Origin of the sequence: uncultured Cytophaga sp. (assembly GCF_937863595.1) — a bacterium.
In the GTDB taxonomy this organism is placed as follows: domain Bacteria; phylum Bacteroidota; class Bacteroidia; order Cytophagales; family Cytophagaceae; genus Cytophaga.
This window is the reverse complement of record NZ_CALMGQ010000003.1, coordinates 1-25,239: the sequence shown is the minus strand read 5'-3', so window position 1 is coordinate 25,239 and position 25,239 is coordinate 1. Positions and strand designations below refer to the sequence as shown.

Annotated in this window: 17 protein-coding genes; 10 read left to right on the top strand and 7 right to left on the bottom strand. The window is 35.6% G+C overall.

What is annotated here, in order from left to right; translation table 11 throughout:
* Nucleotides 1-2,211 (bottom strand): hypothetical protein (locus Q0543_RS00315; RefSeq protein WP_299247445.1); only part of this gene is annotated, 2,211 nt, incomplete at its 3' end.
* Between the two features lie 565 nt (nt 2,212-2,776).
* Between Q0543_RS00315 and Q0543_RS00310 the strand changes: the two genes are divergently transcribed.
* The gene (locus Q0543_RS00310) at nt 2,777-2,914 is read left to right on the top strand and encodes a hypothetical protein (RefSeq protein ID WP_299247442.1); all 138 of its coding nucleotides are present in this window, start codon (nt 2,777-2,779) and stop codon (nt 2,912-2,914) included.
* A 136-nt stretch (nt 2,915-3,050) separates the two neighbouring features.
* On the opposite strand, the gene Q0543_RS00305 is transcribed toward Q0543_RS00310, so the two are convergent.
* From Q0543_RS00305 to Q0543_RS00295, 3 genes are all read right to left on the bottom strand, one after another.
* A complete protein-coding gene (locus Q0543_RS00305) occupies nt 3,051-3,440 on the bottom strand; it encodes a hypothetical protein (protein WP_299247440.1) in 390 nt (129 codons plus the stop codon).
* A gap of 989 nt (nt 3,441-4,429) precedes the next feature.
* A complete protein-coding gene (locus tag Q0543_RS00300) occupies nt 4,430-7,159 on the bottom strand; it encodes a hypothetical protein (protein ID WP_299247438.1) in 2,730 nt (909 codons plus the stop codon).
* A 242-nt stretch (nt 7,160-7,401) separates the two neighbouring features.
* Nucleotides 7,402-8,355, bottom strand: coding sequence for an NAD-dependent epimerase/dehydratase family protein (locus tag Q0543_RS00295; RefSeq protein ID WP_299247435.1), 954 nt, complete (start codon nt 8,353-8,355; stop codon nt 7,402-7,404).
* Between the two features lie 569 nt (nt 8,356-8,924).
* Here Q0543_RS00295 and Q0543_RS00290 point away from each other — a divergent pair.
* Nucleotides 8,925-9,308, top strand: coding sequence for a hypothetical protein (locus Q0543_RS00290; RefSeq protein ID WP_299247432.1), 384 nt, complete (start codon nt 8,925-8,927; stop codon nt 9,306-9,308).
* Between the two features lie 30 nt (nt 9,309-9,338).
* Here Q0543_RS00290 and Q0543_RS00285 read toward each other — a convergent pair whose 3' ends face one another.
* Nucleotides 9,339-10,601, bottom strand: a complete 1,263-nt coding sequence (locus Q0543_RS00285; RefSeq protein ID WP_299247429.1) for a metallophosphoesterase — start codon at nt 10,599-10,601, stop codon at nt 9,339-9,341.
* 202 nt (nt 10,602-10,803) lie between these two features.
* Between Q0543_RS00285 and Q0543_RS00280 the strand changes: the two genes are divergently transcribed.
* Both Q0543_RS00280 and Q0543_RS00275 read left to right on the top strand, forming a co-directional pair.
* On the top strand, nt 10,804-11,847 hold the full coding sequence (locus Q0543_RS00280) for an agmatine/peptidylarginine deiminase (protein WP_299247426.1): 1,044 nt from the start codon (nt 10,804-10,806) through the stop codon (nt 11,845-11,847).
* A gap of 148 nt (nt 11,848-11,995) precedes the next feature.
* A complete protein-coding gene (locus Q0543_RS00275) occupies nt 11,996-12,964 on the top strand; it encodes a YitT family protein (protein ID WP_299247423.1) in 969 nt (322 codons plus the stop codon).
* 241 nt (nt 12,965-13,205) lie between these two features.
* Here Q0543_RS00275 and Q0543_RS00270 read toward each other — a convergent pair whose 3' ends face one another.
* On the bottom strand, nt 13,206-14,048 hold the full coding sequence (locus tag Q0543_RS00270; RefSeq protein ID WP_299247420.1) for a type IX secretion system membrane protein PorP/SprF: 843 nt from the start codon (nt 14,046-14,048) through the stop codon (nt 13,206-13,208).
* Between the two features lie 151 nt (nt 14,049-14,199).
* On the opposite strand from Q0543_RS00270, the gene Q0543_RS00265 reads away from it, so the two are divergent.
* The 3 genes from Q0543_RS00265 (at nt 14,200) to Q0543_RS00255 (ending at nt 17,532) form a co-directional block, all read left to right on the top strand.
* Nucleotides 14,200-14,778, top strand: coding sequence for a sigma-70 family RNA polymerase sigma factor (locus Q0543_RS00265; protein ID WP_299247417.1), 579 nt, complete (start codon nt 14,200-14,202; stop codon nt 14,776-14,778).
* Nucleotides 14,775-15,899 (top strand): gliding motility-associated C-terminal domain-containing protein, encoded by a 1,125-nt coding sequence (locus Q0543_RS00260; protein ID WP_299247414.1) that lies wholly within the window; start codon nt 14,775-14,777, stop codon nt 15,897-15,899. The genes Q0543_RS00265 and Q0543_RS00260 overlap by 4 nt, the downstream gene beginning before the upstream one ends.
* A gap of 100 nt (nt 15,900-15,999) precedes the next feature.
* On the top strand, nt 16,000-17,532 hold the full coding sequence (locus Q0543_RS00255; RefSeq protein WP_299247411.1) for an LRR-like protein: 1,533 nt from the start codon (nt 16,000-16,002) through the stop codon (nt 17,530-17,532).
* Between the two features lie 261 nt (nt 17,533-17,793).
* Here Q0543_RS00255 and Q0543_RS00250 read toward each other — a convergent pair whose 3' ends face one another.
* Nucleotides 17,794-20,178, bottom strand: a complete 2,385-nt coding sequence (locus Q0543_RS00250; protein ID WP_299247408.1) for a glycoside hydrolase family 31 protein — start codon at nt 20,176-20,178, stop codon at nt 17,794-17,796.
* Nucleotides 20,179-20,420: 242 nt separating this feature from the next.
* Between Q0543_RS00250 and Q0543_RS00245 the strand changes: the two genes are divergently transcribed.
* From Q0543_RS00245 to Q0543_RS00235, 3 genes are all read left to right on the top strand, one after another.
* Nucleotides 20,421-21,710, top strand: a complete 1,290-nt coding sequence (locus tag Q0543_RS00245; protein WP_299247405.1) for a glycosyltransferase family 4 protein — start codon at nt 20,421-20,423, stop codon at nt 21,708-21,710.
* Nucleotides 21,711-21,715: 5 nt separating this feature from the next.
* The gene (locus Q0543_RS00240; RefSeq protein WP_299247402.1) at nt 21,716-22,909 is read left to right on the top strand and encodes a glycoside hydrolase family 57 protein; all 1,194 of its coding nucleotides are present in this window, start codon (nt 21,716-21,718) and stop codon (nt 22,907-22,909) included.
* A 195-nt stretch (nt 22,910-23,104) separates the two neighbouring features.
* Nucleotides 23,105-24,970 (top strand): ABC-F family ATP-binding cassette domain-containing protein, encoded by a 1,866-nt coding sequence (locus Q0543_RS00235; RefSeq protein WP_299247399.1) that lies wholly within the window; start codon nt 23,105-23,107, stop codon nt 24,968-24,970.
* Nucleotides 24,971-25,239 lie beyond the last annotated feature (269 nt).

Here is a 25,239-nt window from a genome sequence, read left to right as displayed (position 1 = left end):
GTTGTATGCAATGTTGCCACCGTTATCAAAGTTGATGGTTAACTTATTATTGGTAGTTAAAACTCCCGCTTTTAAAGACAAGGCTCCGTTTACAGCAAGCGGACTTGCAATAGACACACCCGCTGTATTGTTGATTACAACATTATATAAAACAGGAACGCCTGTGATTGTTTGGGCTGTAGCGCCAAGCATATTAATTGTTGAACCATCATCCGCTGTTACTATTCCGTTATTTGTAATGTTACCATAAACGTTTAAAGCACCTCCATTATTTAATGTAATAGAAGAACTTGGTTCAATTATAATGTTTTTTATGTTGCCAGTTTTTCCTGTTGTTATGATTGGTTTTCTAGTAACATTCGGTATTGAAATATAATCACCCGATGCAGGAATAATTGCAGGACTCCAATTACTGGTTGTGCCCCAATCACTACTGGATGTACCTGTCCATATAAGCGTACAATTTGTACTAACATCGACCCAAAGAGTTGTCGTATTTCCCATACACCCATCGCTTTTAATGGGGGCTACAGAAATAGTACCTGAAACCGTTCCCAAAGTAGCGATAATAGAACGAGAACCAACCCCAGAAGTAGCAACAGTACCGGAAGGCAAGCCCCATGAATAACTTGCAGCATCGATAACCGCCGATATCGAATAAGGCATACCGGATTCATTTGGGCAAACAGAAATCGCACCTGTAATCGCAGTAGGTGAATTTAAACTGCTATTTTTTATCCCTACAGATGCAGTAGCGGTTGCGGTTGTACAACCCGAACCCGTTACGGTATAAGTAATGGTATATGTTTTATTATTAGTGCTTAGGCTTGGTGTAATTGCTCCCGTACTTGAATTTAAGTTCAAACCGCTAGGGCTTGAGGAAAAGGTACCACCTGTTGTCCCTGTAAATGCAGGTATTTGTACAGTGGTTGTATTTTTACAATAACTATTTGAAGAATATGAAATCATTGCGGTTGGTGCAGGATTAAGGGTAACATTTACAGAGCCAATCGTTGAACCGGTTGCATTGCCACATATATTGGAAGGAACAACCTGAACAATTCCTGAGGTAGTACCCATTGTAACGGTTATTGAACTTGTACCTGTACCGCTTGTAATTGTAGCGCCTAGTGGTACAGTCCAAGAGTAACTTGATGCTCCAGAAACACCAGAAACGGTGTAGGTAATCCCCGATACATTCTGACAGGAATTGGTAGGTCCTGCAATTGCTGCTGTACCTGTTGGTTTCCCAACTCTTACCGCGTAAGTAGATGTATTAGAACTTGAGCAAGAGATATTGGATGCTTTAACAGTTACATTTCCGGCAGTTGCGCCGGCAGTTACTGTGATGGTACGTGTACCGGCTCCGCCAGTAATTACGGTACCTGCTGGTAGAGTCCATGTAAAATTTACCCCCCCAGACACAGCTGGTGTAGAAAATACAATCCCCGTTGCGCCGGAGCAAATTGTAGAAGGCCCAGAAATTGCGCCTGTTGTCATACCAGATAAACAGGCAGCATTACATGGACCTGTATTACAATCATTGGTTGATCCATAAATAGTACTTGATGGTATCAAGAAGCCTGAGTCATTTGTCATTGAACCACCTGTTGTGAATGACCCTGTGCCAGTAACGTCAGTGGTTTGCAAAAAAGTATTATACCCAGTATAACTCGCAGCCACTGTAATGTCCCCATTATTCGTTATATTCCCATTGGTATTTGTAAAATTGCCACCTACAATCAATGTACCTCCTGCATCGATAATTATTTGCGTACCTAAAATCGCCAAACTACCCGTAATGTTTAAGGTTGCTCCACTATATATATGAATGGTTCCATTATTGGCAGAAACTGTCCCCAGAGTAATGTATGAAGGACTATTAATATTTAGATCTCCGCCTGAAATAGGCCAGCTTCCCAATGTTACGTTAGGTGTTCCGCCAGTATTGGAAGCGTTAAAATTATATATACCTGATAGTAAAATAGTTAAATCCGAATTTAAATTGAGCCCATGATTCACATTGACATTATCTGTACTATTTGGTACAGATGCTCCTCCCCATGTTCCTACAGAACTCCAATTACCTGTTCCTGAAGTTGTTCGAACAGCTGCACTTGCAATATAACTGGTGAGTAAACCTATGCAAGCAAATACGATTACATTTTTTATCCGAATATTATACATGTAATTCTTTAAAAATATTTTCATATATCTGATTTTTATTTATATACAGGTCGTTCTACGTAATGTTTCCATAAAATGTTCTAAATAAAAAAATAGGCATGAAGCCAATTTGCATTCAACTCTCAAAATTAAATTCCAAACATATTATTTATAAACAAACATTTTTAACACGTACTAAAACACAAACACATAATTACCAAAACAAAATAGCATATATACATACAATATGGCTTAAAGAAATCATCACACACTCTAAATAAATACAAAAACAGAATACTTCGTTGTTTTTTTATATTATACACAAATTAATATCACAAATACACGAATTAAGTTTTAAATACATAATTAGTATGAATAAGCAATCGTATTCTTCAATACATATTCAATTGCAATTGTTGGTTCATAGACAATGTATCTTTTAACCAAAGTGATATTTGCCAAAGTGTATTTGATTTCGTATTGTCTTGGGTCGGCATGATTCGGTCTTATACGTGTAGCAATACAATTCGCAAAAAATGTCTTATAGTAGGTTGTAGTAGCTAAAGCAAATGCCGCATAGTTTGCGGTATTTCATGCACTAGAAGCTGTAGTGCATGAAATATTAGCTAGAGTAGTAGTGCATTTCCACGAATACACTGGTAGACCTGTGGGTATGTTCGCTGTTATGGTAAATGAGGTACCTCCGCATACACCTACTGCTGTTGAAGAGGTAATTGTATTGGGCTAATTACAAAAACTTTTGCCAGAACAAGGTACTGCAATTAAATGGCGAAATACCAAACATACTACCCTCTGAATTTTGAGTATTGGACATATATCCAGTTGTCATTATATCTACTTCCCCCGTAAAAAGCAGCAAGAGATCATCCAATAAAAATAGTACCATTTACAGAAATAGAACCATCCACTTTAACCGTAGCACTTTGGCCTGTAATATTACCATAAATGTATAAATCACTGTTTACGCCTATCTTAATATTACTAGTACCATTAAAAATAGCCCCACCGATTATGGTATCTTTATTAATTCCACTTAAAGTAAAAGTCGCATTTCCTTGTATATTAAAACCACCCGCACGAACAGCAACAGAACCTTGCGAAACTAAGCTCGTTGTAGCTTGTATGGCAAGCCCTCCTGTTACTACTACCAACTTCGCCCCTGGTTCAATGATAATTTTACTTGTGCCTCCCAAGCCTAAAGCTCCTGTAAAAGTTACAATAGCACCTGATTTAATTGTGAGCGATCCGCCCAAACATAAACGCCGGAATACGTAGCACTACTTGTAACTGTAACATCCGTTCCAACTGGAAAGGTTTGTGCTATTCCCGACGAGATCGTACTTAGCAACACGATAGATAAAATAATCTCTTTTCTCAATGCACTAAAACTGCTTTATAGTTTTACCATAGTCGTAGATGTTACATAGTTTATAGTTCATTCTACAGGTTTTAATATCAGAGAAATCATACAAATACCACAAAGACTAATGTATGAGAAAAAAAAAGATGTATATCAATGCAGTTCAAAATGTAAAAATCTGCAATTGAATCAACATGTAATACTGGATAGAATTAAAAAATAAAAAATAGTTACCAATTAAAAATTTTTCTAAAATTCGAACATTTTCAATAAATAAACATAGCCCCCAACTTACATCAAACAATATTTTAACTGCTTTAATTATACGACTCGTAACATTTCATTATTGTATTATTTTATGAAACGATTTCACCTTTGAAGATACTAATTTTCTTATGAGTCATATTTTGGATATACAAGGATTAAAAAAAATACATTTTGAGCATAATACACAAAAAATGAATTATTGATTAAATAACTCGAAATTATTCGATTTAAAAAAGATGTAAGCTAGACCAATGATACTAAAATAGTGTTTAAAATAATTACGATAATGGCATAAAAGATTGGAAATAATTCTTAAGCTTTACGCTTTGGGAAGCCCTTATTCAACATTCCTCGGATACGTATCATATAATAGAAATAGAATATAATTAATACGATCTTGGTTCTCCATAAATCATTTTCTAATCATTTTTTAAAATTAATCTAGAGAATTTTAAAAATAGCAACAAATAACTTGTAAGGTTACTTACAAGTTATGCTACTCTTCATAATAAAAAAGGCGTTTAACTACTTTATTATAGATTAAAGTAGTTAAACGCCTTTTTTTAAATAGTTTATTTATGATCGTATTACAAGCTATACTACAAACAATCAAGATTATTTAATCAATACAATCAATCCCGTAAACAACTCTGAATCAATTGTCACTTTAACAATATAACTTCCTTCTGCTAACTCTACAGGAATAAAAGTAGCATTTGTTGAAATAGATTGATTTGAAATACTTTTTACTGTATTGCCTGTCATATCCAACAATTCAATATGAGCAGCTTCTCCTACAAATCGTTCGGATTGAATCACAAACCCTTTTGTACTTGAACTGATTTGCAAACCGCGCGTTATATTACTTGCTTGTAAGCCCGTAGTAATAGTTGGGATCGCTTCTCTCAATTGCAACTCAAATCGATTTATGCTATCTTTTGTTGTACCGGAAAAAGTATAGGCTTGTGTTATTGGCTGCTCTACTCCTAGTTTTTTATCAAGCAATACATACTGTATAGTTGAATTATTATTTTCAAACGTGAATGTATAGGTATCATCTGCTACTAATTTAGTCAACAATGAAACCGTATTAGCTGAGTCAGGAACTGAATAGGAATTAATAGAATAGGTGTTATTTCCTACTTTTGTATAGACGGATGGATTTTTACCTGAATTTAATATCTTGTAAGCATCTAAATCAAAATCAAAATCAGTTGTTGCATTCTCATTAAAACGAATGACCGTTTCATCGTTTAATGCAGCGCTTCCTCCTGATGTTATGCGTACTCTAATCATATCATCCGTTGCAACTCTCCAATAGGAAGGATTCTGTAAACTAACCCGTGCTGTGTTATTTATCGAAAGGCTTGAGAAATCTCCTGTTCCGTCACACACAACTAAAAAGCCTTGCATTGCAGGAATAAATTGACTTCCTCCATTAACAGCTGCTCCTGTAACATAGCTTGCAGTTTTACTTGTAGCAGCGTCCAAATAATAAATGGATCCACCAATTTTTTCTTTAGTCCAGCCAGCTGCATTATCCCAATCGAGTGTGGATGGATACGGATTGCCTACCATAAAATATTTTCCTGTTGCATCATTAGCATATTGAGGACTTGTAAAAGTATAGGCGTGATTATATGTTCCAGACAACTTCAGTGGTGCTATTGTTGGTAAAGACAAAGAAAAGCCTGTGCCCAATGGCATGGAAGTAACGGTATTGGTTACTGCAGTCCAGTTTTGTCTAACAAAATCTTTGGTATACATTTTCCAATAGGGATTCACATACAATGGAGTAGTAGCTTCTACTTGTGCAGAAGTTACACCAGAAAAAGGAACTCCTATATAATGCGTTTTTGCTACTAAATTCCTTTTAGCTGTTACATTACCAACGATACTTCCTGCATCACTTGCGTTGTATGCAATGTTAGCGCCATTGTCAAAGTTTAAGGTGATGTTATTGTTGGTTGAAAGAACACCATTTAGTAAACGAATGGTACCATTCACATCTGTACTTGAAAAGAAGCCAACTTCATCTGCTGCGTTCGTTTTGTCAATTGTGAGATTAGATAATGAGCCAACACCTGAAAGAGATTGGCTTGCGGAACCCTTTACAACAAAATTACTTCCTGATTGTGCTAAAAAACTACCTGAATTAACAAAATTGCCATATAAATTCAAAGTTGCTGCAGATGTGATTTCAAGTGAACTTCCTGTATTGATAATTATATCTTTTGCATTAGCAGTGCCACTAATAATTGGTTTAACAGAAATATTAGTGATTACAACATCTTCGGTTAAGCTTGGCACTCCAGTTGGAGACCAATTTGTTCCAGTATTCCATTCTGTTGTAGTCCCTATCCAAATTTTATTACAGCTACTTGGAGTAACAACTGATACCGGACTTATACTTGTACAACTGCTTACAGTTATTTTTACACGATAGTATGTTTTAACAGATGGTGTAATTGAGAGTGTAGCATTCGTAGCATTTACAATATTCGAAAAGCCAGCCTCTGTATTTGTTACACTTGATTGCCATTGATAAGTAGGTGTGTATCCTCCATTATTATTTACGGAACCTGTTAATAAAATTGGAGCGGCACAATAAGCAGCGGATGCTGGACTTGATGAAGCTAATCTACCACACAAATTTCTACCACTGCATGGACCACCGCAATCAGGATTTATAACTCCAAAAATTGTACTTCCATTAAGTCCTTTCATATGACCTGTTGTTGTAATATCTCCACTACCAGTAACAATGGCAGCAGCATTTTGTCCATCATAGGTTCCCGTAATTGCCAACAAACCATCAACTGCAATGTTTCCACCATTATTAGTATAATTCCCTGTAACATTAAAATTAGCACCTGCTTCAATATTTATTTGCGTGCCTGCTTGGTTAATTTGGTTGGTTACAGTAAGAGTTGCGCCGTTATAAACATTAATAATACCTTTGTTCAAATTTATTCCTCCAGCAAAGGAAACATTCGAATATATATTTAGAACGGATGTTTCACTTGACATACCCAATGATAGAGGAATAACAGATCCATTAGCACCGGCATTAAAATTAAAAGTTGTACTCGTTCCAATGTTGACATTCACATTGGTAAAATCCATTATATGGTTAATCTCAATAATATCCCCCTCTGCTGGCAACCCATTATCCCAGTTAGTAGAAACGCCCCAAATACCTGCATGTATGGTTGAAGTAGTTTTGGCTTCAGCATTTCCTGTAAATAACAAAAAACAGAAGATACTGAGTAAAAATGTACATCTTAAAAATTCATGTTTTGTAATTTCAATTCTAAAAGAACGTGGATAGTTTAAGGATAGCATAGTGATTTGTAATTTGTTCTGAATTATTCGTCGAATTAATTAGTGACAGCATAATTAGCTAAAAACTAATACTGTAAATATATAAATTTAAAAGTAAAAGACTGTAAGAGTCTTGATATTAGATTCACAAAACCCAATTAAAGATTATTAAATATTAATAAAATCATATTTTTAATAATAAGGAAGAGTAATTATGATTTTAAAAATTACATACATGTAACTATTTATTTAATTTCACGTAGTTAAACATTTTTCTTAAACCACTCAAACGTCTTCAATAAACCTTCTTCAATTTGAATCGTCGGTTCGTAACCAATCATTTTTGTTGCCAAACCAATATTTGCCAAACTATCTTTAATATCTCCTTGCCTAGGATTCGTATATAAAGGTTTGATAGATGAACCTGCACAACCTGCTAAAATTTCATACACACGATTTAACGAAGTTGTAGAGCCACACGCTACATTGTAAAACCGATTAAAAGCATCTTGATTATTGGTCGTCAAAGCTTTTATATTCATTTGCAACACATTGTCGATGTAGGTAAAATCTCGGGTTTGCGATCCATCTCCAAATATCGTTGGTTGCTCTCCGTTTAAAATGGCTGTTATAAATTGTGGAATCACTGCAGCATAAGCTCCTTGTGCATTTTGTCTCGGACCAAAGACATTAAAGTATCGCATACCAATAAAGCGGAAAGGATATACATTACTAAAGCCACGCGCATACATTTCAATGCTTCGTTTACTGGCTGCATACGGAGACAATACATTACCCAAACGGTCTTCTTCCTTAGGCGACAAAGGGTCGTCTCCATATACGGAAGAGGAAGAAGCATATACGACTCTATCTACGCCAAGTTCCTTCGCTGCATAAAATACATTCATAGATCCCAATACATTCACATTATTACTCGTCATGGGATCAAGTAATGAACGTGGTACAGAACCCAATGCCGCTTGGTGGCTAATACCCTCAACCCCTTTTGTAGCTCTTACTACATCGTCGTAATTACGGATATCCCCCTCTACAAACTCATACTTGGGATGCGTTAAAAATTCTTCAATATTATTCTTATACCCCGTAGAAAAATTATCCAATACGCGAACCAATTCAATATTCGGTCTATTCAATAAGGCTTCCGTTAAATTTGAACCAATAAAACCTGCACCACCTGTAATTAAGATTCTTTTCATAGATATTGACTAAAGTGCAAAGATAGAAATTTCTTGCTTAGTTGCCAGCTACTAATTTCTAGGTTTTTGGTTCTTTGTACTAGATGCCTGGTGCTAGACGCGGAAAGTAGGAGTACAAAATTCAAACGTGTAGGTGGTAAATTTGTAGGAGAGTATCACATAAGTCATTAGGGCTAATCGTTTTTCTACAAACATGTTGTTTTAACAACTTTGAATTCTATACGCAGTGTAAAAAAAACAGCCCCAAATTAGAATAATACATTTCCGGCTAGTATATGGGAACTGTATGGGAACTGTATGGGAAAGGTATGGCTAGTGTATGGAAAGTGTATGTACTCAAAACACCTGAAATGGAAAATTCATCTTAGAAAAATACAATATTAATCCAACTACAATGCAAGTGCTACTGATACGTTACTCGTTCGATAGCTATAAAACCTATTTGAAAATGAAGAGATACAAAAAAAAAGAACCCGTAATTAGATAACAATACCTACTATAAATCAATTAGCGTTCAAAATAATCGCCTAAAAACAGTAACTTGCCATCCTAAAAAACGACCTTTCAGTATGAATGCTCCTGGAGATATAGAAACATATAGAAAAGCTTTTTGGGATGCTTTTCATAGACCAAAATTCAAGACGACTAAATACACTGGTATTTGGGAAGAGTTGGAAAAGATCAACGATGTGCTTGCGGGTCCTTTTTTCTCTATGTACGAAAATGGTCACATTCAATATGTCTTTGATGATAAGGAACGTTTCCCCAAAGTGAACTCTGTTGACGATTTCAAGGTATGGGCTTCGTATTTAATCAATGTCTATCACGACGAAGTTGAATCCATTGATAAACCTATTGATAAAGATGAGGAGTTTGACTTGCACCTATTGCGCTTTCAGACTGAAACAAAGAATAAGTTGTTGGGATTGATAATTAAAGTGGTCAGTAAATAGTGGTCAGTGGCATTGACCACTGACCACTATTTACTGACCACTAATAAGCTCCATCACCGTAACCTCTGGTGCCATCCCTACTCTACCAGGAAAACCTAAGAAACCGAAACCTCTATTTACATACAAATACTGTCCTTGTTTCTCATAAAGCCCCGCCCATTGTTTGTACATCCATTGTACAGGGCTCCATTTAATAGGACCTTTTTCTATTCCAAATTGCATGCCGTGCGTATGTCCAGCGAACATGATGTCAATGTCTTTATATTTTTCCAATATCTCTGCATCCCAATGACTGGGATCATGCGACAATAGAAGCTTCACAGGTACATGTTCAGTTCCAGGGTAGGCTTTGTGCATCTTTCCGTATTTCGGAAAATTACCTTTTGCGCCCCAATTTTCAATTCCTAAAATAGCAATTTCACTTCCTTCTCTTTTCAAAATGCGATGTTCGTTCATTAAAATATCCCATCCCATTTTTTTATGTACACCTATGAGTTGATTCAAATTTTCTCGTTTTGCTTCTGGGGTTTCCCACGCAACATAATCGCCATAATCATGATTCCCCAAAGTTGAATAAATACCTAATGGAGCGGATAACTTTCCAAAGACATCTATATATTCATCCATTTCAGCAGCAATATTATTGACTAAATCTCCCGTAAAAAAAATAATATCGGGTTTTTGCTTCATCACCAATGCGATTCCACGTTCAACAGCTGCTTTGTTATAAAAACTACCCGCATGAATGTCTGAAAGTTGTACGATTTTTAATCCATTCCACGCTTTAGGTAAATTTTTCAGCACGACTCTTTTTCTTCTAACTGTATAATCATGCGCACCAACCAACACGCCATACGTCATCCCTACAAAAGGAATGGCAGAAACAAACAACCCTGCTTTCAATAAAAAATCTGAGCGAGAAATACCCTTTGCAATATCTGCTGTATCAACAGAACCTGTACTAGTGAATTTGCCGAAAACAAATTGAACCAAACGTTTTAAATCATCAACAATTAAAAATAAAATAAAGATAATTTTACATAACAATAGCACCATGATAACACACATGGAAAGTGTGCGAAACCACATAGGCCAAGCATGAAAATAGCCCGCAAAGGTTGCAAGTAATACCGAAATAGACCAAGCTGTTACTGTCCAATACGATATATGAATCCATTTTCGAGCATTAGGCGAAAGTAAATCTGTAAGTGCTTTAACTCCCGTAAACACATACCAATCAATTAAAATAAAAAAAGCTATTGATAAGATTAAGACAAAACCATTTCCGCGCATACACTCCTTTTGTTATTTTAACTAAGACGTAAAGTTCATTTAAATATTTTAAGATGCATACATTAATCGGAATTAAAATTTTAATGAATTGAAAATGATACGCATACACATAAACATTAAAAAATACCTGCAGTTTTGTATATTTGTTAGCAATCATCTGATTTAAATGAAGATGAACATGTTGAAGTGATACAAAATTGATATGAATACGAATACACCCGCAAAACAAGGTTATTTCTTTCCTGCAGAATGGTCAAAACATAAAGCTACGTGGTTGAGTTGGCCGCACAAAGAAGCGTCTTGGCCTGGAAAATTAGAAAGCATTTATCCGCAATATGCAGCATTTATTAAATTGATTGCTGAAGGAGAAGAAGTACGTATCAATGTTACAAATAAAGCAATGGAAGACCATGCGCGTGCATATATTGAACGTGCTGGTGCAGATATGAAACAGATTTTCTTTCACCATTTCCCTACAAACGATGCGTGGTGCCGAGATCACGGGCCAGCTTTTTTAATAAACCCCACAGCGGATATCAAAAAAATCATTGTCGATTGGGGTTATAATGCATGGGGAGATAAATATCCACCATACGATTTAGACGATGTGATTCCAACCAAAATTGCAGAGATGTACGGCATTCCGGTGCACCACCCTGGTATTGTAATGGAAGGTGGTTCAGTTGAATTCAATGGCAAAGGAACGGTTTTAACATCCACGTCTTGTTTGTTAAATACCAATCGCAACCCAAGTAAAAGTCGTGGCGAGATTGAAGAATACATAATCGATTACTATGGAGTTAAAAATATTTTGTGGTTGGGCGAAGGGATTATTGGGGATGATACAGATGGTCACATCGACGACATTACACGCTTTGTGAATGAAGATACCGTTGTTACCGTTGTGGAAGAAAACAAAGGAGATGAAAATTACATCATCTTAAAAGAGAATTTAAAAGAATTACATAAGATGCGTTTGGAGAATGGCAAACAATTAAACGTGGTAGAATTACCAATGCCATCCCCTGTAATATATGACGATCAAAGGCTTCCAGCATCGTATGCAAATTTCTATATCAGCAACAATCATGTGATTGTGCCTACATTTAGAGATAAAAATGATGTAGTTGCCTTAGATACTTTACAAGAATTATTTAAAGACCGAAAAGTTACCGGACTTGATTCTACTGATATCATTTGGGGCTTGGGAAGTTTCCATTGCTTGAGTCAACAAGAACCGATATAAAAAGTGAACAGTGGTCAGTAAACAGTGGTCAGTTGGAAGTTTTTACTGTTAACTGACAGAGAACAAATTTACTAAATGATGACTCTTTACTATTTCATTTTCTGACTACTATTTATTTCCTGACCACTTTATAAACTGACCACGAACATTGAATAAACTACTCACCCGCATTATTGAAAAATCCGTCTTAAGACGGAAGTACGCTTCAAAAGAATTTTACAGTTCGTTTGAAATAGCGAAAGGATTGCGTCTTTTAAAAATTGATTTAAGCAGAACTATTAAAGATATTGTGCTTATATCATTGGGGATTGCGTGCGCGGTTATTGGGTTAAAAAGTTTTTTATTTCCTGCTCAATTTATAGATGGTGGCGCTACCGGTATTGCACTACTCTTAACGAAACTTACGAAGTTAGATTTATCTAGCTTGCTGATTATTGTAAACTTCCCTTTTATCATTTTAGGGTATAATGTAATTGGTAAAAGTTTTGCAATAAAAACAGGTATTGCGATTGGTGTGTTAGCACTTGCAACACATGTATTCACATTACCTGAAATGACCCACGATAAATTATTAGTGAGTATTTTTGGTGGTTTTTTCTTAGGAGCTGGTATTGGATTTTCTGTGCGAGGAGGTGCTGTAATTGATGGCACAGAGGTTTTAGCTATTTATTTAAGTCGAAAATTTGGCATTACCATGGGCGATGTAATCATCACCTTTAATGTATTGATATTCTCTGTCGCTGCTTACACCCTATCCATTGAAACTGCTTTGTATTCTATGATTACCTATTTAGCAGCATCTAAAACCATAGACTTTGTAGTGGAAGGTATTGATGAATATATTGGCATTACCATCATTTCTCCACACAGCGAAGAAATGCGCGAAATGATTACAAATAGCATGAGCAAAGGCGTTACCGTTTATAAAGGGAAAAGAGGTTTTGGCAAGCATGGACATGTAGGGGACTTGGATATTATTTACACCATCATTACGCGTTTAGAAATTAGTAGAATAAATACTGAAATCGAAAAGATAGACCCCAATGCCTTTGTTATCATGACAAGCGTTAAAGATACCAAAGGGGGGATGGTGAAGAAAAGAAGATTGAAGCATTGATGACAAGTACGGAGTATAGAGTACTAAGAACAAAGTATTTTTGATTTAAAATCTTCTTACACACTCAACTATTTTACAGCCTCCAATACGATTTCAACTTAGGTTACTGAAATACGAATTACCATACACTTACTGAGTAAACATACTGTGTACTTTGTACTCAATACTTTGTACTCAATACTTTGTACTCAATACTTTGTACTCAATACTTCGTACTCTATACTTTGTACTCTATAACTTTTCAAAATGTATACGATGCAGACAACTCAAATGCATTGTCTAAATTATTAGACAGCTTTCTAGTGCTTAGTAAAAATGAGCCCATAAAATGAATATTGCCTTGTCCAATGTTTATATTTTTAATTCCAACCATCAATGCTACTCCCCTTTTATAACGAAAATTAATACCTGTTTCGAATACGTCATTAAATAAAAAAATGGGTGCAAGCTGAAATTCAGAAACATTCATACTCTGATGTCGATAAAATACATGCGTCGTTAACAATACATAAGGGCTTATATAAGATGCGTAGATAACATTGACATTCAAATAGGGAATTAATAGAAACGTTTGATTGACCGGTGTTAATGCGCTGCGGGTGAATTGCTGATATGATACACCAATTTTTAATTTTGAACGTATGTACCACAGGCCTGCATTCCCATCAAATGCAGTAGAAGCACCACCACCGCCTGCTTGAGAACCGAGTAATGTATATTTCACCACACCAATTGCTAAGCCTGCAGATACAGAAGAACGACTGCTAATTCGCGTGGTCCAGGAATAGCTTACATACGCCTTTGTTCGACTAATAAATGCACCATCATTATATGCAATCACCAATGCTCCTAATGAGCTATATTGATTGAGTGATCGATGTTTTATTTTTACGTCTCCATCTACGTATAATCTATTAACCCCGCTAAACAACCCAATCAACGATCTATTACCAATCCTTAGATGCGCCTTACCACTACTATCTGAACTTGCTGGATTCAATAAATTGTAATTTTGAAAAAATTGATCAAAAACAATCGGAGCTTCATAGCCTGTTTGTGCATGTGCTTGTATAAAACAGCACATAAAAAAAGACAGACAAATATATGATTTCGATTTATTCTTCACAGTTTCATACTATAAAATCGACTAAAGTTACTATTTTTTTGTAATTCTGCGTTTTATTTCTAAAATCTGTTTACCTTTTAAAATTCAAATCGTAGTTCTACTATAAATCGTGACCGAACAAGAAAAGAAAATTATCCAATCTATTCAAACAGGTGCAAATTCAATTGCATTGAATTATTTGTATGATATTAGTTTAAAGAAGGTACGACAATACATTTTAAAAAACAATGGTACTAAAGAGGATGCGAATGATGTATTCCAAGATGCTGTAATTGTATTGTTTAACCAAATACGACTGGGTAAATTTAATGAAAATCATTCTATTGATGCCTTTATTTATTCTGTATCTCGCAATTTATGGATTGACAAAGTTCGAAGGAGTAAAAAATTCACTTCGTATGATAGCAACAGTGAATATTTAAATCATTCTAATGACTCGGATCATCTCGAAGACCTTATACAAAAAGAAAAAAGTTCTGCAATGCAGCAGGTTTTTAAGATGTTAGACGAGAAATGTCAAAAAATATTAACGTTCGTGATATATGAAAAGCGAACAATGAAAGAAATAAAAGATTTAATGGGCTATTCAAGCGATGATGTAGCAAAAACAAATCATTACCGTTGCAAGCAATATTTAGCAAAACTTGTAAAAAGCAATACACAACTTGTTGACTTACTAAAAAATTGAGACCAGAATTAGAAACATATCAGCTTATTGACAATTACCTAAACGGAAGTTTGACAGGTGATGCATTTGTTGCGTTTGAAAAACGAATGCAATCGGATGCAGGCTTTGCTGAAGAAGTTGATCTTGTAAAATTAAGTAATCAGGTTGTGATTGGAGCATCTATTGAATCACTAAGACAGCAAATGCGAGCAGATATAACTGCAATTGATCAAAAAAGCATGTTTTCCAAAGTTAAAAACTGGTCTGCTGGCATATTGCTAGGAACTGCAGTTTTAACTACCGGTTTATTTTACGTTCAATCTTCAAAAGAAGAGCTTTCTAAAAAGAATATTCTCAACAAAGAGGATGCTACTACCACAAATACGAAAAACCCACTTACTCAAAATAGCAGCATTTCTATTCAAAATTCATTACCAGTTTCTACATCGAAACCTACCAAGACAAAACAAACAGCTCCTATAAGTACACCGATTCCTTCAACGAATCCGGTTACGGAAGAGCGCACGAGTCCAGTGGTTTCAACTACACCAATTAATACGCAAGCAATTCCTGTTATTGAGACTAAACCGGCTCCTGCTTTCGTTAATCAAGAAACGATCAATACAAATCCATGTTTGAATATACACATACAAGCGGATATTACTAGTAAACCAAGCTGTAGAGATCAACACACGGGTAGTATTTCAATTCTACAAAACAGTATCAAAGGAGGCATTAAACCATACAGTATCCAATTCAATGGATCGAAAGCAACTACAAAGAAAGAATTTTATTCTTACTTGTCTGCCGGAACATATTCCATTGAAATTGCAGATTCCAATGGTTGTTCCCAACATTTCACAAAAGATGTTACTGAAAGCAATTGCCGTAAAACAACCTATGTGTTTGCACCTGACAAAGGCGAAACGTGGAAAATAACAGGATTAGATGATGCGCCATTCCGCATTACGATTATAAATATTTCTGGCAAGACTGTATATACATCCGAATACATCGATGGCACATTTGAATGGAATGGATTTAATCAACAAGGCAACTATTTAGATTCGGGTTTGTATATTTATATTCTTGAATCGAATTCTGGAGAAAAAGAAAATGGACAAGTAACTATTGCACGATAAATTGAAAAAGATTACTCACATATCGCGTATACTCACATACAAAATTGTATTCAGCTTCGCATTATTTTGCTTATGCACACTAATACAGGCGCAGACGTATATGATAACAGATGTAAATTTTAGAAATAAATTAATTTCGAGTTATCCATCTGTTATGACTGGCATTCAATTAAATATTGCAGCTGCACATGGCTTTACAAATGATTTAATACTTACAGGCGCAAATATTTCAAACTTAGATGGAATTCAATTTTTCACATCTGTTTATAAAATTGATGCATCCTTTAACAATTTAACAAGTCTTCCAAGTATTTCAACCTTAACACAATTGAAATACTTGTATGTAAATTTCAATCAACTTACCAGCTTACCCAATTTAAACAATCAATTAAGTTTAATAGAATTGCAAGCTTCTAATAATGCATTGACGAGCGTACCTAATTTAAGTCAATTATTGAATTTGAATATTCTTTTCTTAACAAATAATAATATCACAAACCTCCCAGATATTTCTACTCTTATTAATTTAAAATCCCTTATAATCGGAAATAATCCGTTTACGACTTTACCCGATTTTTCGCCAAACAATCAATTGCTTGAATTGCACGTGCATCAAACAAATAGTACTCAAATCAAGGGATTGTCGCAATTAACAAAATTAACAAAATTATATTGTTGGAATAATTCCATAACAGATTTATCTGATCTTTCTTCAAATACAACGCTTACTGGTTTATTTGCATTTTCAAACAAACTAAATCAATTACCTACATTAACCAATAAGCCTAATTTAAATAGCGTCGAAATTGCTGACAACTATTTAACATTCGAAGATTTATTACCACTTGCAGGTATTACAACACTTTCGGATTTTTCTTATAGTCCACAAGATAGTGTTGGGATTCACACAAACGTTTCGGTAAGAGAATATAGCACACTTGCCTTATCCTTTATAGAAGATGCTGCAATCACAAACAATACATACACTTGGTACAAAGGCAATCAAATCATTTCTACGAATCAAACACAAGCGTTAAACATACCGAAAGCATCTAAAAATAATGAAGGTGCTTATTATGTAAAGTATACAAATCCAATCTTGCCTGCTTTAACCCTAACACATCGAATTTGGGATGTAATATTAATTCCATGCTTTGATATACAAAGTTATTCCTTTAATATTTTATCCAATGAATGTAGCTTAGGAGCGACAGTTCATGCAAATATAGTATTAAATGGAGGTACAGCACCTTATAGCTATAAACTTACGCAACTAAATACTACAGATACACTCACAAATAATACAGGAGATTACAATCAGATTGCGCCTGGAAATTATTCTTTCATCATTCGTGATTCAAATAATTGCACAATAGAGCGTACAGAGAAAATAATAAAACCAGCTAAGTGTGATCCTGTAATTACACCCAATGGAGATATACTGATGAGCTCCTATTTTATTGAACAAACAGGCGATACTAAAATCATAGACCTCCAAGGCAAAACAATCTTGCAATTTAAAAGCCCGGCTGTGTGGTATGGTACGAAAGCAGATGGAACATTGGCAGATGCTGGATTTTATGTAATCATTGTTAATGATAAAAAAATTACCAATATCACTGTTATACGCTAATTGAAGAAATAAGCCGAAAACCCTATTTCTATTTTGTTAATTCTTTCTAACATGTCTTTAAATAAAAGACATGAACGATTTTCAGGAGTCTCACCCTGATACTAATATGGACAAACGTACGTTCTTTTGTTCTTGCCATTTTGCACTTCAACAAAAAACAAAAAAGCCTGCTACATGCAGGCTTTTTTTATACTCTGTACTCTATAATTTAAAATTTGCACATTATACTTTTCATTATTCCACTTTACACTTTACACTTTCCTAGCCCTTAATAACAATTTTAGAGAATGTTTTAGACGCATCAAAACGGATTAAATGACTATCTGGATTGATCACGTCTATGTGTACAGCTACACCATCCACTTCGCAACTTTTAGGCTTAAAATCTAATCCGTGAATATTCACTTCATAACTCTTGTATACTGGATTGTAGGGCCCATCTATATCTTGCGTAATGGTATATGTTTTTTTATCTCCGGATGTAAAAAATGTTTTATACACGTTCATTCCATCTTTATATTCATTTCCATCACCTTGATCTTCGTACAAATAACTTGTATGCGGCAGCGAAGATACATACATATGCAAAAACAATTGTTCGGGTATAAATTCACCTACATATTGCATGATTGGAGCAATTGGAATAACTGCACCAGCTTTTACATATAATGGAACTCGATCTAAGGCTGCCTCAGCCCAAACCTCTTGTTTACCTGTATGCAATTGATCATCCCAATAATAATACCATTTCCCTTCTGGCAAATACAACCATCTTCCATCTACTTTCTCTTCTAGTACGGGACAAATCAATAAATTATCGCCCATACAAAATTCATCTTGACGAATGTATGTCTCCGGATCGTCTTGGGATACAAATGGCAAGGGACGAATTGTTGGTATACCTGTTGCAACGTGCTGATAAAAGGTTGTATAAATATATGGTAGTAATTGATAACGCAATTCTATAAACTTCTTGGTTAACAATTCATATTCCAAACCAAAAGACCAAGGTTCTTGATCTCCGTGATCACCCGAAGAATGTACTCTACAAAACATGTGAAAAATACCCAATTGAATCCAACGTACAAATAACTCACCCGTTGCTTCACCGATAAAACCACCAATATCCGAACCACAATACGAAACACCTGAAACACTCAAGCGTTGACATTGATTGTTGGCAATGGATAAGTGTTCCCAAGTGGCCATGTTATCTCCTGTCCATACAGAGGAATATTTTTGCAAACCTGAATATCCTGAACGCGTAATCACAAAAGGTCTTCTATTATCTGCAAACTGTTTTAATCCATCGTATGTTGCACGTGCCATTTGCATGCCATATACATTATGCGCTTTGCGATGACTGCAGGGATCGCCATCATAATCGTGACGCACATCATCTGGAAAAGTTTCTATTTCGAACACTGCCGGTTCGTTCATATCATTCCATACACCACGCACACCCGTATCTACCAAATCTCCGAATAAACCTGCCCACCATTCACGCACTTCCACACGCGTAAAGTCTGGAAAATTACATTCCCCTGGCCAAACAGATCCCTTCATCAACGGGCCATCCATGCGCTTGCAGAAATATCCTTTTGCTAAGCCTTCTTGATAAATTTTATAATTCGGATCTATTTTAATTCCTGGATCTATGATTACAACCGTTTTAAAACCTTGCGCTTCTAAATCAGAAATCATTTTTTTAGGATTCGGAAAATGTTCTGGATGCCACGTAAAACATCTAAAACCATCCATGTAATCGATGTCTAAATAAAATGCATCGCAAGGAATTTTTCGTGTTCTAAATTCAGAAGTAATTTCTCGAACTTGTTTTTCAGGATAATAACTCCACTTACATTGATGAAAGCCTAATGCCCACATTGGCGGCATTTCTGGCTTACCTGTTAAATTTGTATACCCTTCAACAACAGACAACAACTCTGGACCATAAATAAAATAGTAATTCATTTCACCTCCTTGAGACCAAAACGAAGTTGCATTTTTACGTTCAAATCCAAAATCAAAATACGTACGAAATGAATTATCAAAGAAAATACCATAAGCTACTTTACGATGTAAGCCAATAAAAAATGGAATGTTTTTATATAATGGATCTGTATCTTTTCCAAATGCATAGGTATCTTTACCCCAGTTCTCAAATCGTTTTTCTCGCAAATCGGTATCTGCAGGCTTATCACCTAAGCCATAGAAATGCTCGCTTGGCTGACATTTACGTGTATTGAAAACAAACTCGCCACCGCTTTTTTTATTTTCTTCCCAGTGATATCCTTTTTCATCTTCAGAAATAACCAACCCATTTTTATCTAAAATACGAATCAACATTCGCTCTTTCTGAATCTCGATATCAACTTGAGCTGTTTTGATTGTATAGTATAATTCTTCTTCGCTTATTTCAAGTTGTTTTATTTCAGCAGTATAATTGGGTGCATGCGAATAGGAAAAATCACGTTCAAAATTACCAAGTGCTGCAAAACGAAATCGAATGATTACATCTGAAAACACTTTTACTTCCAATACAGATTGTTGTCCATAGAAATAAAACCGATTATCAATCTTCTCCCATCTTTCAATCACTCCAGCATCTTGTTGTATTGTTTGCTTTTCGTGATTGATATTCATGTAACTTTCCATACGAATCTTATTTCTGTGTGCGGTATCAAATATATATCCCTAAAATAAAATAAAAAAAAAGGAATGTTGGGCAAAAAAATGATTTTTTATTACAATGCCCGTTGAATTTGATATAAGTCTGAATATTCGGATGCTTTTTAAAATATTAGAGTCATTAAGATAGGTTTTTAGCACTTCTAAATGTATTTTTAAGTAAAAGCTATTACAAAATTGAATTTGGGTTTATTTGTATGAAAAAAACAAAGGTTTTAATGCTGGGTTGGGAATTTCCACCCATAATAAACGGAGGATTAGGAGTTGCCTGCCTTGGTTTAAGCAAAGCCTTATCAAAACAAGTAGAACTGACCCTAATTTTACCTAAAAGTGACCCAAGTATTGCATTAAATCTTGTTGATATTATCGGTTTAAATCAACAAGAACGAATTCGGATTCGAGAAGATTTCCAAACCAATTTTTATGAAGAGCTTGAAAATGTCTATACACTTCCTACAACTATTGCTCCTTATCAGACAATAACGGAAACGCAAGTAAAAACGAAACAAGTTAAAAAATCAAAGAAACAAAAAATCGTTCGTTCAGAATTCTACAAACCTTTTGAACTTGAAAACTTGTATGGCAACGATACCATTCAAAAAGTAATTGAATATGCTACGGTATCTGCGGATTTGTGCATGGAATGGGATTTTGATGTTATTCATTGTCACGATTGGATGACGATGTTGGCAGGCGTTGAAATCAAACAACGCACAGGCAAACCACTAGTACTACATGTCCATTCGTTGGAATACGATAGAAACCAAGGCAACACAGATAGTTGGGTATACCAGGTTGAAAAACATGCGATGGAACAAGCCGATGCAATTTTACCTGTAAGTAATTACACAGGCAACATTGCAGTAGCACACTACGGAATCAATCCTCGGAAAATACATTCCGTTCATAATGGTGTTGAAAAAGTTATTCCGTATAAAGTAGATAAACCTTTTCCTGAAAAAATAGTACTTTTTATTGGTCGCGTTACCCATCAAAAAGGACCAGAATATTTTGTTGAAGTTGCGTCCAAAGTACTACAAGAATATCCGCTAGCACGTTTTGTCGTTGCAGGTACAGGAGATAAATTAAAAGAACTCATTGAAACAGGTGCGCACAAACACTTGGGATTAAACATCCATTTCACGGGTTTCCTTAGTAAAGAGAAAATTCACGATCTGTTAGCAATGGCAGATGTGTATTGCATGCCATCGGTTTCTGAACCCTTTGGACTTTCTGCATTGGAAGCCGCACAGTTTGGCGTACCGTGCGTGGTATCAAAACAATCGGGTGTTTCAGAAGTATTGATGGGAGCATTAAAAGTAGATTTTTGGGATGTAGATAAAATGGCGCATTACATTTTAATGTTGTTAAAAGATCCAACCTTCGCCAAAACCATTTCAGAGAACGCGCAATTTGATCTTGAATATTGCACGTGGGAGAATGCTGCTATAGAAATTCAAGAGGTATATAAAAAACTATTAGCATAAGTACGATGCGTTCTGTTACGCTGTGTTTTCAAGTTCACCAGCCCTTTAGAATAAAGCCCTATACTTTTTTTGATATAGGTAAACAGCATTCGTATGAAGATGAAGGGCATAATAAATTGGTGATCAATCGCGTTTCAGACCTATGTTACTTACCTACCAATAAAATTCTACTTCAATTAATAAAAAAATACAAAGGACAATTTCGTGTTGCCTTCTCTATAAGTGGCACAACCATTGAACAATTCAAATTGTATCGTCCTGATGTGATTGATTCGTTCATAGCCTTAGCAAAAACAGATTGTGTAGAGTTTCTTGCAGAAACCTATTATCACAGTTTGAGCAGCATCTTTTCGGCCAACACATTTATTGAGCAAATCGAAGCGCATCGCAAATTGATCCGAAGCACCTTTGACTATCAAACAGAAGTTTTTCGGAATACGGAATTGATACACAACAATGCCATTGCTGAAACCATAAAAGGCTTGGGCTTAAAAGGCATGATTACGGAAGGAATTCCAAGTCTGTTAGAATCTCAAAGTACCAATAACCTATTTAGTCCCGCGCAGACCTCCTTCCCTATTATACTTCGGAATTGTATCTTATCGGATGATATCGCATTTCGATTTTCCGACAAAAATTGGAAAGGATATCCCTTAACGGTCGAAAAATACAGTTCTTGGATTGATAAAAGCCTAAAAAAGAATGAAAATGCGACTATTTATGTCGACTATGAGACATTTGGTGAGCATCAGAAGAAGAATAGCGGTATCTTTACATTCTTGCGCAAATTGCCCGGCATGTTGATTGACACCTATGGAATCGAATTTATGAATCCATCGGAAGTAATCGACTACCATGAAATACATTCGGTGTATGATGCACATGAAACCATTTCGTGGGCAGATGTTGAAAAGAATCTTTCGGCTTGGCATTTGAACAGCATGCAAAAAGAAGCGATTGAAAAGATTTATAGTTTGGAGCCTTTGATTCGAAAAATGCAAATTAGAAAGCATACCGAGAAATGGAACAAACTTCAAACCTCGGATCATTTCTATTACATGAGTACAAAAGGAATGAGCGATGGCGAAGTACATCAATACTTCAGTCCGTTTGCGAGTCCGCACGATGCCTATCTACATTATATGAATGTAGTGGCAGACTTTGAGCTGGAAGTGCGGAAGAAGAAACTGTTTAGTTAATTATGAATTATGAATTATGAATTGGTTTCATTTATAATTTATATTCACATACAAACCTATAATTCTCACTGACGCTAGTGTTACAACAAACAAGTGGTTGGCCGAAAAGGCGCAACCACGGCGCAAAGAAGTACATATCATCAAGTAAAGAAAATTCATAATTCATAATTCATAATTCATAATTCATAATTCATAATGAATATCCTTTCCATTGACAATCTTTCAAAAACATTTACGGACAAAAAACTTATTGATGGCATTACGCTTGGCTTAAGCAAGGGTGAAAAAATTGCGATCGTAGGTAGAAACGGTGCTGGTAAATCTACCTTGCTTAAAATTGTGATGGGGATTGAACATCCCGATTCTGGGGTTATTGCCATACATAAAAGTAGTACTGTTGGATATTTAGAACAAGATCCGATCTTGCCGACGGGTAAAAAAATAATAGAAGTTGCGCTTGAAAGTAGGGCGGATATTTGCAAAGCTATTCTATTGTACGAAGCATCCATGATTACCTTGGATAGCGACGATATGGAAAAAGCCATCACCATGATGGACGCCTTGCAAGCATGGGAGTTTGAAGATAAAGCAAAACGCATTCTTTCTAAATTGGGTTTACACGATGCCAATTTAGAAGTACAAAACCTTTCGGGCGGACAACAACGCCGCGTTGCTTTGGCGCGTGTGTTATTGCAAGAGCCCGATGTATTATTGATGGATGAGCCTACCAATCACTTGGATTTGGACATGATTGAATGGCTGGAAGAATTATTAAAAGCATCGCAACAGACTTTATTATTCATTACCCACGATCGGTACTTCTTGGATGAAGTTGCAAATGGAATTTTAGAATTGGAAGGTGGTAAAATTCAGATGTACCGCACCAAGTATCCTGAATACTTAGATCGCAAAGCCGAAGAAGAATTAATCCGTACCGCATCTTTAGATAAAGTAACAAATACCTTACGCAAAGAAGCGGAATGGATGCGCAGACAACCCAAGGCGCGTGGCACCAAAGCCAAGTATAGAATTGAAGCGTTCCACTCGATGGAAGGCAGCAGAGACACGCTGAAAGAAGCCGGACAAGGTGATGTGCAGCTTGACTTTAGCAGTCGACGTATGGGTAATAAAATATTAGAATTACATCATGTAAATAAATCTTTCGGGCAGAAAAAAATATTAACAGATTTTAATTATATTTTTAGAAAGAATGAAAAGCTTGGTATCATAGGTAAAAATGGTAGTGGTAAAACAACCTTATTGCAACTGATCAATCGTGCCATACAGCCAGACTCAGGAGAAATTGTAACAGGCGACACCATACATCTTGGATATTATACCCAGAAAGGTTTAACGTTTAAGCCAAGACAAAAAGTAATTGAATTGGTAACGGAAATTGCCGAACAGTTTCAAACAGGAAATGGCGAAGACCTAACTGCTTCCGCCCTATTGAAACGCTTTTTATTTGAACCATCCCGCCAATATGAATTTATTGAAAAATTAAGTGGTGGTGAGAAAAAACGATTACACTTGCTTACTATTTTAGTTCGTCAGCCCAACTTCTTAATCTTAGATGAGCCCACCAATGACATGGACATGTCTACCTTAAGTGTGTTGGAAGATTATCTAGAGAACTACAAAGGCTGTTTGATTATCGTTTCGCATGATCGTTATTTCATGGATAAATTGGTGGATCACTTATTGATATTTGAAGGTGATGGTGTAATGCGTGAATACAATGGCAACTACACAGATTATCGTTATGAAGTAGAGGAAGCAATTGAAACTTCACGCAAGCCTGAAGTAAAGGAAGCAGCCAAAGCTGCTGCTCAAAAAGAGTCCAAACCTTCTACCAAACGTTCGTTCAAAGAGCAAAAAGAATTTGACGATTTAGAAAAAGAAATTGAAACAACGGAAGCAAAGAAAAATGCATTGATTGACAAACTTTCTAAACCCGATGCTGGTGCGAACATTGCGCAATGGTCGAAAGAATTGGAAACATTGGATAAAGACTTAGAAACAAAAACGCTTCGTTGGTTGGAGTTATCGGAGAAGAGTTAAGTTATTGGTTTTAAGTTTCAAGAATTAAGTATGTAATAGGTTTTAAGTATTATGTTTTAAGATAAAAATTATACCCTAAAACAACAAAGGCTGTTTGAAAGACTGGCCTTTGTTGTTATAAAGAATTGAATGTACTTGTAAGAGTTAATATATCCATGTACGCTGTCGTCAGACAAATCTTTTCAGTGGTCCGACGTACTTGTTTGGAAGAACCTTTTTTATTCTTCAAGCCAACCACTATCTTATCCATCGTTGCTAGCTACCAACAA

Coding starts and splice junctions, on each gene's coding strand:
- Q0543_RS00300 (WP_299247438.1), bottom strand. CDS start 7,159: ATGCTATCCTTAAACTATCCACGTTCTTTTAGAATTGAAATTACAAAA.
- Q0543_RS00295 (WP_299247435.1), bottom strand. CDS start 8,355: ATGAAAAGAATCTTAATTACAGGTGGTGCAGGTTTTATTGGTTCAAAT.
- Q0543_RS00290 (WP_299247432.1), top strand. CDS start 8,925: ATGAATGCTCCTGGAGATATAGAAACATATAGAAAAGCTTTTTGGGAT.
- Q0543_RS00285 (WP_299247429.1), bottom strand. CDS start 10,601: ATGCGCGGAAATGGTTTTGTCTTAATCTTATCAATAGCTTTTTTTATT.
- Q0543_RS00280 (WP_299247426.1), top strand. CDS start 10,804: ATGAATACGAATACACCCGCAAAACAAGGTTATTTCTTTCCTGCAGAA.
- Q0543_RS00270 (WP_299247420.1), bottom strand. CDS start 14,048: ATGTGCTGTTTTATACAAGCACATGCACAAACAGGCTATGAAGCTCCG.
- Q0543_RS00255 (WP_299247411.1), top strand. CDS start 16,000: ATGATAACAGATGTAAATTTTAGAAATAAATTAATTTCGAGTTATCCA.
- Q0543_RS00250 (WP_299247408.1), bottom strand. CDS start 20,178: ATGAATATCAATCACGAAAAGCAAACAATACAACAAGATGCTGGAGTG.
- Q0543_RS00245 (WP_299247405.1), top strand. CDS start 20,421: ATGAAAAAAACAAAGGTTTTAATGCTGGGTTGGGAATTTCCACCCATA.
- Q0543_RS00240 (WP_299247402.1), top strand. CDS start 21,716: ATGCGTTCTGTTACGCTGTGTTTTCAAGTTCACCAGCCCTTTAGAATA.
- Q0543_RS00235 (WP_299247399.1), top strand. CDS start 23,105: ATGAATATCCTTTCCATTGACAATCTTTCAAAAACATTTACGGACAAA.